The sequence below is a fragment of the Corynebacterium mastitidis DSM 44356 genome (assembly GCF_000375365.1).
Taxonomy (GTDB): Bacteria; Actinomycetota; Actinomycetes; order Mycobacteriales; family Mycobacteriaceae; genus Corynebacterium; species Corynebacterium mastitidis.
In genome coordinates this window covers 73,963-88,625 of sequence record NZ_AQXB01000007.1, presented here as the reverse complement: position 1 = coordinate 88,625, position 14,663 = coordinate 73,963, and the positions used below count along the sequence as shown (strand labels likewise).

Below are 14,663 nucleotides of genomic sequence, written 5' to 3'. Positions count from 1 at the left end.
ATGGGAGTGGGCTTAGTTCTTCGGCGCGCGCGGGGCGCGCGCACGGCGGCGCTGGCGGCGTCCCTGCTGGCGCTCGCGCCGGTGACGACGGCGGTGGCCCCGGCGCAGGCCGCGCCCGCCATTCAGCAGGGCGAGGCGATCCGGGGGCCGAATAACGCCCCCTGCGCCTTAAGCATCGTGAGCGCCACCACGGCCTATACCGCCATGCACTGCCTGGAGGGCGGAAAGGTGGGGGACAAGATCACCTCTCGGGCCGGTGCCGGGGTGATCGGCAGGGTGTCCGCCCTGGGTACCGATCTGCCGCGGGGTAAGCAGCTCGACGTGGCCAAGATCGACCTCGCCCCCGGTGTGACCGTCAAGGGGCACGTGGGCGCGGGGGACTCCGCGAGGCTCAAGAGCGGCGATCCCGTGCAGATCAAGGCGCCGGGCAACCGTGGCCGGGGCGCGATCGTGGACCCGAATCCCAAGTGGTATTCCATTAAGAACGATGGGAAATTCTACTCCTTCATCATCTCCGCCGATATTCAGACCTTTGGCGGGAACTCGGGCGGGGCCCTCGTGGATGCCCAGGACAACCTCGTGGGCGTGCTCGCGGGAGGTAACGCAAAGAACCGCTCCTATTACACGCCGATCAACGAGATCAGGGCGCTGCTCGGCTAGGCCTGCCGGGGGCGTCGAGGGGCGTCCTCTTTCTCTCTGTGATTCTCCCCGCGGTGGAGATTTGGTATTAAATGGGACGGGTTTTATTTTTCGGGTGCGGGTTATTTTCTTGGTAGAATGTATGCGGCATTGTGTGGCCGCCCGTGAAGGGGAAAGGTCTCGCATTTCCGGCGATATATCTCGTGAAGGAACCGTGGTCTCATGAATACCTCGAAGAATAACCTTCCCGTTGTTGCGATAACCGGCAGCTTGGGCCTGGTGGGCAGCAAGCTCACCAGGTACCTCCGGTGGCAGGGGCACACGGTGATCCCGCTGGTGCGCACGGACCCCTCGGTGCAGTCCCGCCTGTGGAACCCCGAGGACCCCGACCCCTCGATACTGCGGGGCGTGGACGCGCTCATTCACCTGGCGGGCGAGCCGATCTTTGGCCGCTTTAGCGCCGAGCACAAAGAGGCCATCCGCCAATCGCGGGTGGGGCCCACCCGCCGCCTCGCGGAGGTCGCGGCCCGCACCGAGTCCGTTACCACCATGGTCTGCGCGTCCGCCGTGGGCTTCTACGGCTACGCCCGCGACGGCCTCGTGGACGAGGAATCGGGGCGCGGGGGCGGCTTCCTGGCCGACGTCTGCGCCGAGTGGGAGGCCGCGTGCCAGCCCGCCCGGGACGGCGGGGTGCGCGTGGTCAACGTCCGCACGGGCCTCGTGCTGGATCGCACCGGGGGGCTGCTGAAGATCCTGGGCACGCTCACCAGGCTCGGGCTCAACGGCCCGCTGGCCGGGGGCGGGCAGTGGTTCCCCTGGGTGGGCGGCGACGACCTCGTACGCATCTACGCCGTGGCCGTGCGCAACGAGGATCTGCGTGGCCCCGTCAACGCGGTTGGCCCGGAGAAGATCACCAACAAGGACTTCACCAGGGCCCTGGGGCGGGTGCTGCACCGGCCCACGATCCTCCCGGTCCCGAGGCTTGCCCCGGCGCTTCTCCTGGGCGAGCAGGGCGCGCGGGAGCTGGCCCTTGCCAGCCAGCGCGTGGACCACCGCGCCCTGCGCCGCTGCGGCTTTGTCTTTTGCCACGACACGATCCACGCCGCCCTGGCGCACGAGCTGGGCTAGGGGGCCGCGCGTGAGGATATGGTCGCTGCACCCGAGCCTTGTGGATGGCAAGGGCCTGGTGGCCTGTTGGCGGGAGACGCTGCTGGCGCAGAAGGTTCTTCGCGGTCTGACCAGGGGATACCGGAACCACCCGCAGTTGGACAGGTTCCGCTCCTGCCCCGACCCCGTGGGTGCGGTCTGCTTCTACCTGCACGGGCTGGCCGACGAGGCGGACCGGCGCGGCTATCGCTTCAACCGGGACCTGGTGTGCCGCCCCGCGGACGCCCCGCTTGATGTCCGCCTACCCGTGCGGCGCGGTCAGGTGGCCTACGAGCGCGATCTCCTGCTCGATAAGGTGACGCGGCGCGATCCCCGGTGGGCTGCCGTGATCGAGGAGGGAGCCACCCCCGGCGACGCCGCGCCGCTGCACGAGCTGTTCTATGCCACCCCGGGTGGGGTGGAGTCCTGGGAGAAGATCCCGCCTCACGGCTAAGGCCCCACGGCGGGGGGATAAGGAAAGGCGGCCCCGCCGTCGCGCCCGGCGGGGCCGCCTCGTTCGCGAGGTCTCCGATGTGGCCCCGTCCTAGAGAGCCGAGAGCAGCGGCATGGCGGGGATGCCCACGCCGCTGAAGAACAGGGCGATCTGCGCGATCGACTTGGCGACGTCGAACGTGACCTCGGCCTGCTCGGTGGAAAGCTCCTGCTTCCTCTTGACCAGTTCTTCCCTCTGCTCCGGGGTGACGTCCAGCTCGTCGTACTCGCTGGTATCCACCGGGAGGGAGGAGCCCTCGCTGGGCGCCCCGGACCCCTCGGCGCCGTCCTCGGCGTGGGCGGGGACGACCGCGCCTGCGGTGAGGAGGGCCGCCGCGCCCGCGGTGGCAAGGAAACGCTGTGCACGCATGGTGTGGCTCCTGTTCGTTCTGGTGACCGTTGGGTGCTTAGAGGGCCAGGGCGAGGGGGATGCCCACGCCGCTGAAGAACAGGGCGATCTTCAGCACGCTCTTGACGGAATCGATGGAGAGCTTCGCCTGCTCGGTGGAGAGCTCCTGCTTGCGCAGGTCAAACTCCGCCTGCTCCACGGGGGAGAGGGCCTCCTGGGGGTCCTGCGAGGGGGCCTCGGTGTTGGCGGCGTCCGCCGAGGAGGAGGACTGCTCGGCGGCGGGCTGGGTGGCGTTCTCGGCGCCGTCCTCGGCGTGGGCGGGGACGACCGCGCCTGCGGTGAGGAGGGCCGCCGCGCCCGCGGTGGCAAGGAAACGCTGTGCACGCATGGTGTGGCTCCTAGTGGGGGGGGGAATAACACGAAAGGAAATGTAGAGCCCGAGAATAAGTATCGCCAGAATGGGGTGTCAAGGGTTTGCCGGGAAGTCGGTACTTTTGGATATTGCTGGCCGCGCACGGCGGAGGGGCGATCCCGCAACAATCCCGCGCGGGCCTCTGCGGCGGCCATGCCTCAACACTGCGCTGCACGCCGCATAGCGGGCGACCTGCTCATTTGCCGCGTATTCCTTGGCGATGATTCCCCGATCCGCTTCCCCACCAGGACTCGAACCTAGAATGACGGTACCAAAAACCGTAGTGTTGCCGATTACACCATGGGGAACCGCGCCCGGGCGATGAGCCCCAGCGCGTTAATACACTGTAGCGCATGGGGCGCTCCCGCATGCAACCGCCGCCCGCGTAGGGTAAGTGGGGTCCGAGCGCGCGTTCGGCCGCGCGACGAGCACCGAAAAAAGCGCCGCACGCGCGCCCGTGAGGACGCGGGGAGGAACCGACGTGAAGGAAGAAGGAACAAAGCAGGTGGCAGAGGAGACCGCGCAGGCCCCCGCGTTGGCGGGCCTGCTCAAGGTGGTAAGCCAGGACCCCAAGCTGACGGGAATGCTCACCCACGCGGGCGCCCCGGAGCTGCACCTCACGGGGCTGGATCAGGTGCGCCCCTGGGCGGTGGCGGCGCTCTCGTCCGCCGCGCCGGTCATCGTGGTCACCGCCACGGGCAGGGAGGCCGAGGACCTCAGCGCGGAGCTGCGGGCCATGCTGGGGGAGAAGGTGGCCCTGTTCCCCTCGTGGGAGACGCTGCCGCACGAGCGGCTCAGCCCCGGCGTGGACATCGTGGGGCGGCGCGCGCGGGTGCTGCGCAATCTTTCGCGCTACCGGGTGGTCGTGGCGGCGGCCCGGGCGCTGAGCCAGCCGATCCTCACGCGGGTGGAGGGCCGCGAGCCCGTCGTGGTGCGCGAGGGGCAGGACTACCCCCTGAGCGCGCTCACCGAGCACCTGGTGTTCCGGGCCTACGAGCACGTGGACATGGTGGCCAAGCGCGGCCAGTTCGCGGTGCGCGGCGGGATCCTCGACGTCTTTCCCACCACCGCGGATTACCCGGTGCGCGTGGAGCTGTGGGGCGATGAGATCACGGAGATCCGGCACTTTTCCGTGGCGGATCAGCGCGCCCTGCCGGACGCCACGGTGCCGGAGGTGGAGCTGTACCCGGCCCGCGAGCTGCCGATCACCCCGGAGGTGGCGGCCCGCGCCGAGGAGCTGGCGCGGCGCTACCCGGGCAACCCGACCCTGGTGGAGCTGCTGAGCAAGATCGCCGCGGGCCAGCCCGCCGACGGCATGGAGGCGCTGCTCTCCGTGCTCAGCGACGCCCCCCTGGCCACCCTGCCGGAGCTTGCGGCCCCGGGAACGCACATGGTGCTGGTGGGGCCGGAGAAGATCCGCAGGCGCATCGCGGACCTGGAGGCCACCGACCGGGAGTTCCTGGAGGCGGGTTGGGAGGCCGCGGCGATGGGCGCGCAGGGCGCGGCCCCCATTTCCGCCGAGGGCCTGGACTTAAGCGCCAGTTCCTACCGATCCTTCGACTCGCTGCGGGTGAGCGCCGAGGGGTCCGAGGTGCCGTGGTGGACGTTCTCTCCGCCGGGGATGCTGGAGGGCCCGGAGGAGGAGACGCTGCCGCTGGAGTTCGAGGCGGTGCCCGCCCCGCGCGGGGACCTCGCCAAGATCGAGGAGATGATGGCGCTGCTGCGGGCGCACACCACCGGTGGGGGCCGCGCGGCGTACATCACCCCCACCCAGGGGGCCATCAAGAGGATGACGGAGCGCTTCGCGGAGCAGGGCATCCGCGCGCACGTGGCCACCCCGGCGTGGGAGCCGCGCGCGGGCGAGGTGACCCTCTATCAGGCCCTGAGCCACGCGGGCCTGGTGTTCTCCGGGGCCGTGGTGCTCACGGAGACGGACCTGACCGGCAACCGGGTGGGGGACATCGCCGGGGCCAAGCGGCGCCCGGCGCGGCGTCGCAACCGCGTGGACCCGCTGGCGCTCAAGGCGGGCGATTACGTGGTGCATGAGACGCACGGCATCGGGCGCTTCATCAAGATGGCGGAGCGCGCGATCCGGGCGGGCGACGAGACCTCGCGGCGCGAGTACATCGTGCTGGAGTACGCGGCCTCCAAGCGCGGCCAGCCCGCGGATCAGCTCTGGGTGCCCATGGACTCGCTGGACCTGCTGAGCAAGTACACCGGCGGGGAGGCCCCCACCCTGTCCAAGATGGGGGGATCGGACTGGAAGAACACCAAGAAGAAGGCGCGGGCGGCGGTGCGCGAGATCGCCAGCGAGCTGGTGGAGCTGTACGCCAAGCGGCAGTCCGCGCCGGGGCACGCCTTCGCCCCGGATTCGCCGTGGCAGCGGGAGATGGAGGACAACTTCCCGTACGTGGAGACGGAGGATCAGATGGCGGCCATCGAGGCCGTCAAGGAGGACATGGAGCGGGCCACCCCGATGGATCGCGTGGTGGTGGGCGACGTGGGCTACGGCAAGACCGAGGTGGCGGTGCGCGCGGCGTTCAAGGCGGTGCAGGACGGCCGCCAGGTGGCGGTGCTGGTGCCCACCACGCTGCTGGCGCAGCAGCACCTCAAGACCTTCGAGGAGCGCATGGAGGGCTTCGCGGTGACCATCCGGGGGTTGTCGCGCTTTACCTCCCCGGCGGAGGCCCGGGAGATCCTCGCCGGGCTGGCCGACGGCACGGTGGACGTGGTGGTGGGCACCCACCGCCTGCTCCAGACGGGCGTGCGGTGGAAGAACCTCGGGCTCATCGTGGTGGACGAGGAGCAACGCTTTGGCGTGGAGCACAAGGAGCACATCAAGGCGCTGCGCAGCCACGTGGACGTGCTCACCATGTCCGCCACCCCGATCCCGCGCACCCTGGAGATGTCCATGTCCGGGATCAGGGAGATGTCCACCATCCTGACCCCACCGGAGGATCGCCACCCGGTGCTCACCTATGTGGGAGCGGAGGAGAGCCAGCAGGTGGCGGCGGCGATCCGGCGCGAGTTGTTGCGCGACGGCCAGGTGTTTTTCATCCACAACAAGGTGCGCGACATCGAGACGAAGGCCCGCGAGCTGCGCGAGCTGGTGCCGGAGGCGCGCATCGTGGTGGCGCATGGGCAGATGAGCGAGGAGCTGCTGGAGCGCACGGTGCAGGGCTTCTGGGACCGTGAGTATGACGTCCTGGTGTGCACCACCATCGTGGAGACGGGCCTGGATATCGCCAACGCCAACACCCTCATCGTGGAGAACGCGCACCACATGGGGCTGTCCCAGCTCCACCAGCTCCGAGGCCGGGTGGGCCGCTCCCGGGAGCGCGGCTACGCCTACTTCCTCTACCCGCGCGGGGCCACGCTCACGGAGACCTCCTACGATCGCCTCTCCACGATCGCGCAGAACAACGACCTCGGAGCGGGCATGGCGGTGGCCATGAAGGATCTGGAGATGCGCGGCGCGGGCAACGTGCTGGGCTCGGAGCAGTCCGGGCACATCGCCGGGGTGGGCTTTGACCTCTACATGCGCCTGGTGGGGGAGGCCGTGGAGACGTACCGGGCGCTGGCCACCGGGCAGCCCCTGGACGCCACGGACCAGGGGCCCAAGGAGATCCGCATCGACCTGCCGGTGGACGCCCACATACCGGACACCTACATCAACGCGGAGCGGCTGCGCCTGGAGGCGTACCGCAAGATCGCGGCGTCGGGCTCGGAGGAGGACCTGCGCGCGATCGTCGGGGAGATGCGGGACCGCTTTGGCGAGCTACCGCGCGAGGTCCTCCGGCTGCTGGCGGTGGCGCGGCTGCGCAGGCAGGCCCGCGCGGCGGGCATCGCGGACGTGGGCGTGCAGGGCACCCGGATCAAGTTGCACCCGGTGGAGCTGCCGGATTCCAAGCAGGTGCGCCTTCGGCGGCTGTATCCGGGGGCCACCTACCGGGCGGCGGCCAAGGCGGTGCAGCTTCCCTTCCCCAAGGCGGGGCCGAAGGTCACAGACCCGCAGTTGCGCGACGAGGAGCTGCTGCAGTGGGCGGCCAACGCGCTGACCTCGCTGTTCGACGTCCCTCCGCTGGACGTGCGCGGGCGGGAGGAGGCCGCCGGCGGGGCCGGTGCCTCGGCGGACTCAGGGAACACAGGGAACACAGGGAACTCTGTGATCTCGGTGGGGGAGTAGGCGGCGCGGGCCCGCGCCGGGGGGCATCTGCGGGGTGCCTCCCCCAGGGTGCGGCGGTGTTCCCCGGAGAAAAACGCAAATGCGCCCTTTTGGGTCCGCTGTGGCCTAGATTATTCTGTATCTCTTTCCCGCGCGGGGAAAGAGGGTGAAAGAAAGGTGAGAACCATGGGTGCCGAGTCGGGTCGAGGGAAGGAACCGGGCGCGCGTGCGCTACTCGGGCGCTCCTCGGCCCCGCAAGGCGCCGAGTGCGGGTACAACTTTTCTCTATAAGACATCCCTTAGAAAGGGGACACCATGACCATCAACCTCAGCGGGCGGCACTTTCTCACCCTGCTGGATTACACCCCGGAGGAGATCCGCTACCTCATCGATCTATCCAGGGAGTTCAAGCGGCTCAAGCGCGCCGGGACCCCGCACAGGTACCTCGAGGGCAAGAACATCGTCTTGCTCTTTGAAAAGACCTCCACGCGCACCCGGTGCTCCTTCGAGGTGGGCGGCAGGGACCTGGGTATGGGGGTGACCTACCTGGACCCGAACAACTCGCAGATGGGCAAGAAGGAGTCCATCAGGGATACCGCCCGGGTGCTGGGGCGGATGTACGACGGCATCGAGTACCGGGGATACGGTCAGGAGATCGTCGAGGAGCTGGCCCGGTACGCCGGGGTGCCCGTGTGGAACGGGCTGACCACGCAGTTCCACCCCACGCAGATGATCGCGGACATGCTCACGGTGGAGGAGAACTTTCCCCAGGGCGTTGCGGGCCTCAAACTGGTGTTCATGGGGGACGCCCACAACAACGTGGCCAACTCCCTCATGGTGGTCTGCGCCAAGCTGGGCCTGCACTTTGTGGCCTGCGGCCCCAGCGCCCAGATGCCGGAGGACGATCTCGTGCGCACCTGCCGCGAGCTGGCCCGGGGCAGCGGCGGCAGCGTCACGCTCACCGAGGATCCCCGGGAGGCGGTGGCCGGGGCGCACGTGGTGTACACGGACATCTGGGTCTCCATGGGCGAGGAGTCCGAGGAGCTGTGGCGCGAGCGCATCGCCGCGCTGGAGCCCTACCGCGTGACCGCCGAGCTGATGGGGAGGGCGGACAAGGACGCCATCTTCATGCACTGCCTGCCGGCCTTTCACGACACCGCCACCACCGTGGGCGCGGAGATCGCCGAGCAGTACGGGATCGAGGAGATGGAGGTCACCGAGCAGGTGTTCGAGGGGGAACGCTCCCGAGTGTTCGATGAGGCCGAGAACCGCATGCACGCCATCAAGGCGATCATGTACGCCACCCTGTCCTAGGCGGCCGCCGGGCGCACGTTGGGTGCGCGGCCGCGCGGGCGTGAGGGGAGGGGGCTCAGCGTACCCGTGGCGGCGATGAGAGATGCGCCATGCGCCCGGTTGCGCGGGGCGCGCTGTGCTAGCGTGAGGTGGAGCGAGAAGGGCCGTGGTTTTCTTGCGCTTCACGCATAAAGGCATCCTTTAAGTAGCCGCACAGAGAGGCGGGGAAGGAGGTCACGATGAGCACGCACGGACACGAGGTAGAGCTGCTGAGCGCAGCGGATATCAAGCGCACCGTGGCGCGCATCGCGCACCAGATCATTGAAAAGACGGCGCTGGGGTCGGCGGAGGGCGAACGGGTGGTGCTGCTCGGCATTCCCACGCGGGGGGTGCCGCTGGCGCGGCGCCTGGCCCAGTGCATCGAGAAGTTCTCGGGGGAGAAGGTGGCCGTGGGGTCGGTGGACATCACCCTCTACCGCGATGACCTCGCCACCGGCCCGCACCGGACCCTGCAGCGCACCGACGTCCCCGCCGAGGGGCTCGACGGCGCCACGGTGGTGCTCGTGGACGACGTGCTGTTCTTCGGCCGCTCCGTGCGCGCGGCGCTCGACGCCCTGCGCGATCTCGGCCGCCCGGAGGCCGTGCGGCTGGCGGTGCTGGTGGATCGCGGGCACCGCAGGCTGCCCATCCGGGCGGACTTCGTGGGCAAGAGCGTGCCCACCGCGCTCAGCGAGGACATCGACGTCCTGCTCGACGAGGTGGACGGCCGCGACGCCGTGCTGCTGCGCCGCCCGGAAGGCCCCGAGACCAGCCCCGATACCCGCGAGGAGAAGGCCGAGTAAATGAAGCACCTGTTGAGCATCGCGGACCTCAGCGCGGAGGAGATCACCTCCCTGTTGGACGAGGCCGATAACTTTCAAAGGCTCCTCTCCGAGCGCGAGGTAAAAAAGCTCCCCACCCTGCGCGGCAAGACCGTTTTTACCCTCTTCTACGAGAACTCCACCCGCACCCGTTCCTCCTTCGAGCTGGCCGCCAAGTGGCTCAGCGCGGACACGGTGAACATCTCCGCCTCCACCTCCTCGGTGCAAAAGGGCGAGTCCCTGCGCGATACCGGCCTGACCCTCAAGGCGCTCGGCGCGGACGCCATCATCATGCGCCACCCCTGCTCCGGCGCGCCCGCGCAGCTCGCGCAGTGGGTGGCCCCCGGCGGGGACGGCCCGTGCGTGATTAACGCCGGGGACGGCCAGCACGCCCACCCCACCCAGGCGCTGCTCGATGCCGTGACCATGCGCCAGCGCCTCGGTTCCTTCAAGGACCGCAAGGTGGTGATCGCGGGCGATTGCCTGCACTCGCGCGTGGTGCGCTCCAACGTGGAGCTGCTCACCAAGGTCGGGGCCCAGGTGGTGCTGGTGGCTCCGCCCACGCTCATGCCCTTTGGCGTGGAGACCTGGCCGGTGGAGACCTCCTACGATCTCGACGCCGAGATCACCGACGCGGACGCCGTGATGATGCTGCGCGTGCAGCAGGAGCGCATGCGCGGCGGGTTCTTCCCCTCGGCGCGGGAGTACGCCGCGCGCTACGGGCTCGACGCGCGCCGCCTGGCAAAGATGCCCAAGGGGGCGCTGTTGATGCACCCGGGCCCCATGCTGCGCGGCATGGAGATCGGCTACGACGTGGCGGATTCCGATCAGACCGTGGTGCTCAACCAGGTGACCAACGGCGTGCACGTGCGCATGGCCGTGCTCTTTGCCACCGTCCTGGGCGAATAACTCACAAGAGGAGACAACAACAATCATGGCAACCGATTACCCCCAGACCGGCCCGCTGGGCGCCCCCGAGCCGGGCAGCCTGCTCATCCGCGAGGTGCGCCCCTACGGCGAGGGCGAGCCGGTGAACGTCCTGGTCACCGACGGCGTGATCGCCTCCCTGGACGCGGGCGACGCCGCCGCGAACCGCGTGGTGGAGGGCCGCGGCGGCGTGCTGCTGCCGGGCCTGGTGGACATGCACGTGCACTTCCGCGAGCCCGGCCGCGAGGGCGCCGAGACCATCGCCACCGGCTCCCGGGCCGCCGCGCGCGGCGGCTTTACCGCCGTGTTCACGATGGCCAACACCACCCCCGTGATCGACCAGCCCGTGCTGGCCGACGCCGTGTGGGCCAAGGGCCAGGAGGCCGGGCTGTGCGACGTGCACCCGGTGGGGGCCATCACCAAGAACCGCGAGGGCACGCAGCTCGCGGAGCTGGGCTTGATGGCGCAATCCCAGGCCCGCGTGCGCGTGTTCTCCGACGACGGCACCTGCGTGGATAACTCCGCCCTCATGCGCCGCGCCGTGGAGTATTCCAAGGCGCACGACGTGCTGCTGGCCCAGCACTGCGAGGACCCGGTGCTCACCGAGGCCGCCGTGGCCCACGAGGGCCCCACCGCCGCCCGCCTGGGGCTGCGCGGCTGGCCGCGCGCCGCCGAGGAGTCCATCGTGGCCCGCGATCTGCTGCTTAGCCGCGACTACGGCGGCCGCGTGCACATCTGTCACGCCTCCACCGCGGGTACCGTGAGCCTGCTGAAGTGGGCCAAGGAGCAGGGCATCGAGGTCTCCGCCGAGGTCACCCCCCACCACCTGCTGCTCACCGACGCCCGCCTGGAAACCTACGACGCGGTGAACAAGGTCAACCCGCCGCTGCGCGAGGACTCCGACGTGACGGCCCTGCGCCAGGCGCTCCTCGACGGCGTGCTGGACTGCGTGGCCACCGACCATGCCCCCCACGCGGCGGTGAACAAGTGCTGCGAGTTCGACCACGCGCTGCCCGGCATGCTGGGCCTGGAGACCTCCCTGGCGATCATCGCGGAGATCTTCGTGCGCGAGGGCCTGGCGGACTGGCGCTGGGTGGCCAAGGTGATGAGCGAGCGGCCCGCGCAGATCACCAAGCTGCCCGGGCACGGCCGCCCCCTGGCGGTGGGCGAGCCCGCGAACCTCGCCGTGGTGGCGGAGGATCGGCCCTGGACGGTGGAGCCGCGCGAGCTGGCCTCCAAGGCGGAGAACACCCCCTTTGCCGGGATGGAGTTCCACACCAAGGTGGCCGCCACGGTGCTGCGCGGCAAGGTCACCCACGAGGGCTAACTTGGCTAGAGGAGTGGCTCCGTATTGGAGCTACTAAGCCACCAAAGAGAGTTAGGGGGGGGGGAAGCTGTCTTCCGTCTGAGATGGAGACAGTTTCACTTGTGATGCGATATGCTGGCGCATTAATCCCGCTACAGAGGAGGAAGTTTTCCTTGGGGTGGACCTCGGCAGCGACTTTTGTGCCGTCGAGGCGCAGTAGGGCATTATCATCCTGCTGTAGCTCTGGCAAATCACTTTCTTTTACACTGAGTGCTTCTGCTACCTGATTTCGTGGTGCATCGGAACAAAGTGCAACGTATTCTTTCCATTCATCACCATATATATTGGCGAGAGTGAGTATCACATTTCCGGAATCAATCCCTCTTTCGCTAGCGGCCTTTTCTGTGGCTGCAAGTAATGCTTGGTCATCCTTCGAGTCTGTGGAACATGAGGAAAGGAGAGGGGAAAGTGAGGTTAAGAATACTAGGGTAGAAATTTTTACTATTCTGTTCATAGGAGCATTACCTCAAGCTTATTCTCCCCATTTTTTATGGAAATATTTTGGACTCTTGATTCGTTCCCCTTTCGGCTAACAACATTATCCTTTACTTCTGCGTTTTCGATGCTAGAGTTTTCGAAAACTTCTTGATCTTCTGGGAATATCAAGAGGCTGGTTCGTTCTTTTCCATCGTCAAGAACGCTGCGAATGCCCTTCTCCTGGTAGGTGGATATATCTGTTTTGGTGGAGGCTGTGACTATGCCATCTGTGATGGCAAGCTCAATCATCTCATTGGAAATCTTGTTGATGTATGCTCGACGATTTCCATTTTCCCAGCGTTGGGACTCTGGATCGTAATCCAGTACATTTTGGGCGAAGAGAGTCATACCTCCGTCCAGTATACCACCAATCCAGGCTTTTGCGGGGGCTTCCTGTCCCGCTCCACCCATGTTTACTTCCATGTGTTTATAGGTGAATGAGGCGGGTTCATTATTGAGTTCATCACCACGCACTTCACAGCTATCGCCGCCGACGGCGGTGTAGTTTCCGAGCCTGCATGTCATTCGGACAAAAGGATTTCCATGAAGGCCGCTATCGGCACTGCTGGAGTTTCGCAGGAAACCTGTCGATGGTGCACCTTCCGTTTTTGTTTCTCCCGGCTTTACGATTCCCTCAAACCACGTATTGTCTACCGCGCTGGCTGCTGGTGCAAGGGAAAAGCTTGTTGCGACTGTCGTTACGATTGCTGTCATTAGGGAAGGTGTGTGAAATCTCTTCAAGATGAACTCCGTTACGGGTATGGGGTGGTGTGATTTCGATCCTAGGCAAGTCTTTGCGGTTTGGCAAGGGTTGTTTAAATTTTTTGAAAAAGAAGCATAAATTCTTCCCGCTTGCTGCCAGTATGCTGTGTATATTGTACAATGGTTATGTTTCCTTGTTTTTTCGGTTTTGATATGCGAAGACCTGCACCAAAGAGTTTTTGGTACAGGTCTTAATTTTTGTGTGGTTGGGAGTGGAACAAAATGCCCTACAGGCTCAGCGCGCCCGTGCCCAGGCCCCAGGCCGCCACGGCGGAGGCCAGCACCACCACCGCCACCACGGCCCACTCGAAGGGGCTAAACAGCGGCTCGCGCCTGCGCAGCCGGGTGACCGCGTAGGGCACCAGGCCGGGCAGCAGCGCCAGCGCGCCGAAGAGCACGTAGGTGGGGTCGGCGGCGTAGAACAGCCACAGGGAGTACACCAGGGCAACCCCGCCCACCAGCAGGTGGCGCTGGTTATCGCGCGCGCTCATGGCGGGGCCGGCGTCGTTAAAGGCGATGCCCGCGCGCGGGTGCGTCAGCCCGCGCCCCCGGGCGGCCAGCAGCACCAGGTAGAGCGCGGAGAAGAGGTAGGGCAGCAGGTAGAGCACGGTGGCGAGTTGCACCATGGAGACGTAGGTGGTCTCGTTGAGGAAGAACACCACCACGAACATCTGGATCACGGCGGTGGACACGAGCTGCGCCATCCAGGGCGCGCCGGAGCCGTTGGTGGCGCCCACCCTGCGGGGCAGGAGGCCGTCGGCCGCCATGAGCATGAGGGGCTCGGCGCAGAGCATCTGCCAGGAGACGTAGGCCCCCAGCACGGAGAGGCACAGGCCCGCCGAGACGAGCCCCGCGCCCCAGGGGCCCACCACGACCTCGAGCACGGAGGCCATCGAGTTATCCGGCAGCGCCGCCAGCTCCGCTTGGGTGAGCACGCCGAAGGAGAGGGCGGACACGCTGACCAGGAGGGCCAGCACGGAGAGGAAGCCGATCACGGTGGCGCGTCCGATGTCGCGCCGGGAGCGGGACTGCCGGGAGTACACCGAGGCCCCCTCGATGCCGATGAACACCCACACGGTAAACAGCATGGTGCCCTGTATCTGCTCGAACACGCTGGCGCCGCTGGCCGCGCCCCAGAAGTCCAGGGTGAAGCGGTCCCAGCTAAAGCCGAGGAAGGCGGTGAGCACGATGAAGGAGAAGATGGGCAGCAGCTTGGCCACCGTGGTGACGGTGTTGAGCAGGGCGGCCTGCTGCACGCCACGCGCCAGGATGGAGAAGATGATCCACGTCAGCGCGGAGACCTCCAGGGCGGTGGCGAGCCGGTGCTGCTCGGAGAAGATCGGCACGTAGTGGCCCAGGGTGGTAAAGAACAGCGTGGCGTATCCCACCTGCGCGATGACGGACCCCAGCCAGTAGCCCCACCCGGAGGCAAAGCCGATGAAGTCCCCCAGCCCGGCCCGCGCGTAGGCGTACACCCCGGAGTTGAGGTGCGGCTTGCGGCGGGCCAGGATGTGAAAGACGAAGGCCACGGACAGCATGCCCACCCCGGCGATGGCCCAGCTCATGAGCATGGCGCCGGGCGCGGTCACGGAGGCGATATTCTGGGGCAGGGAGAAGATCCCGGCGCCCACCGTGGAGCCGATGATGAGCGCCACGAGCGTCCACATGGGGACGGAGGGGGTGCTTTCTTCCTGGGAGATTCCTACAGTCACCCAACCAATTTATCGGATTGGGCAATGGAGATAAACCCGCCCGCCGAATATCCCGTACCGTGG

13 protein-coding genes are annotated in these 14,663 nt (G+C 67.2%); 8 read left to right on the top strand and 5 right to left on the bottom strand.

The window, feature by feature from the left end:
• The first annotated feature begins 6 nt into the window (after nucleotides 1–6).
• The 3 genes from B140_RS0109085 (at nucleotide 7) to B140_RS0109075 (ending at nucleotide 2,239) form a co-directional block, all read left to right on the top strand.
• Nucleotides 7–660, top strand: a complete 654-nt coding sequence (locus tag B140_RS0109085; RefSeq protein ID WP_156801729.1) for a trypsin-like serine protease — start codon at nucleotides 7–9, stop codon at nucleotides 658–660.
• A gap of 201 nt (nucleotides 661–861) precedes the next feature.
• The gene (locus B140_RS12405) at nucleotides 862–1,767 is read left to right on the top strand and encodes a TIGR01777 family oxidoreductase (protein ID WP_083912290.1); all 906 of its coding nucleotides are present in this window, start codon (nucleotides 862–864) and stop codon (nucleotides 1,765–1,767) included.
• A 10-nt stretch (nucleotides 1,768–1,777) separates the two neighbouring features.
• Nucleotides 1,778–2,239 (top strand): pyrimidine dimer DNA glycosylase/endonuclease V, encoded by a 462-nt coding sequence (locus B140_RS0109075; protein ID WP_026166187.1) that lies wholly within the window; start codon nucleotides 1,778–1,780, stop codon nucleotides 2,237–2,239.
• A 90-nt stretch (nucleotides 2,240–2,329) separates the two neighbouring features.
• On the opposite strand, the gene B140_RS0109070 is transcribed toward B140_RS0109075, so the two are convergent.
• Nucleotides 2,330–2,647: a hypothetical protein gene (locus B140_RS0109070; RefSeq protein WP_018119043.1), complete on the bottom strand. Its 318-nt coding sequence runs from the start codon at nucleotides 2,645–2,647 to the stop codon at nucleotides 2,330–2,332.
• Nucleotides 2,648–2,684: 37 nt separating this feature from the next.
• Nucleotides 2,685–3,014 (bottom strand): hypothetical protein, encoded by a 330-nt coding sequence (locus tag B140_RS0109065; RefSeq protein ID WP_018119042.1) that lies wholly within the window; start codon nucleotides 3,012–3,014, stop codon nucleotides 2,685–2,687.
• A gap of 607 nt (nucleotides 3,015–3,621) precedes the next feature.
• Between B140_RS0109065 and mfd the strand changes: the two genes are divergently transcribed.
• The 5 genes from mfd to B140_RS0109040 all read left to right on the top strand — a co-directional run bounded on the left by mfd (nucleotide 3,622) and on the right by B140_RS0109040 (nucleotide 11,610).
• Nucleotides 3,622–7,224, top strand: a complete 3,603-nt coding sequence (mfd, locus tag B140_RS0109060) for a transcription-repair coupling factor (protein WP_083912303.1) — start codon at nucleotides 3,622–3,624, stop codon at nucleotides 7,222–7,224.
• A gap of 294 nt (nucleotides 7,225–7,518) precedes the next feature.
• Nucleotides 7,519–8,517 carry an ornithine carbamoyltransferase gene (gene argF, locus B140_RS0109055; RefSeq protein WP_018119040.1) on the top strand — a complete coding sequence of 333 codons (999 nt, stop codon included), beginning with the start codon at nucleotides 7,519–7,521 and terminating at the stop codon, nucleotides 8,515–8,517.
• 218 nt (nucleotides 8,518–8,735) lie between these two features.
• Nucleotides 8,736–9,338 carry a bifunctional pyr operon transcriptional regulator/uracil phosphoribosyltransferase PyrR gene (gene pyrR, locus B140_RS0109050; RefSeq protein WP_018119039.1) on the top strand — a complete coding sequence of 201 codons (603 nt, stop codon included), beginning with the start codon at nucleotides 8,736–8,738 and terminating at the stop codon, nucleotides 9,336–9,338.
• The gene (locus B140_RS0109045) at nucleotides 9,339–10,265 is read left to right on the top strand and encodes an aspartate carbamoyltransferase catalytic subunit (RefSeq protein ID WP_018119038.1); all 927 of its coding nucleotides are present in this window, start codon (nucleotides 9,339–9,341) and stop codon (nucleotides 10,263–10,265) included.
• 25 nt (nucleotides 10,266–10,290) lie between these two features.
• Nucleotides 10,291–11,610 carry a dihydroorotase gene (locus tag B140_RS0109040; RefSeq protein WP_018119037.1) on the top strand — a complete coding sequence of 440 codons (1,320 nt, stop codon included), beginning with the start codon at nucleotides 10,291–10,293 and terminating at the stop codon, nucleotides 11,608–11,610.
• Here B140_RS0109040 and B140_RS13850 read toward each other — a convergent pair.
• From B140_RS13850 to B140_RS0109035, 3 genes are all read right to left on the bottom strand, one after another.
• A complete protein-coding gene (locus B140_RS13850; protein ID WP_156801728.1) occupies nucleotides 11,594–12,103 on the bottom strand; it encodes a hypothetical protein in 510 nt (169 codons plus the stop codon). The two genes, B140_RS0109040 and B140_RS13850, sit on opposite strands and share 17 nt — an antisense overlap.
• Entirely contained in the window at nucleotides 12,100–12,840 is a 741-nt protein-coding gene (locus B140_RS13845; RefSeq protein WP_156801727.1) for a hypothetical protein, read from the bottom strand. The genes B140_RS13850 and B140_RS13845 overlap by 4 nt, the downstream gene beginning before the upstream one ends.
• Before the next feature lie 275 nt (nucleotides 12,841–13,115).
• Nucleotides 13,116–14,600, bottom strand: coding sequence for an amino acid permease (locus B140_RS0109035; RefSeq protein WP_026166186.1), 1,485 nt, complete (start codon nucleotides 14,598–14,600; stop codon nucleotides 13,116–13,118).
• Nucleotides 14,601–14,663: the final 63 nt, after the last annotated feature.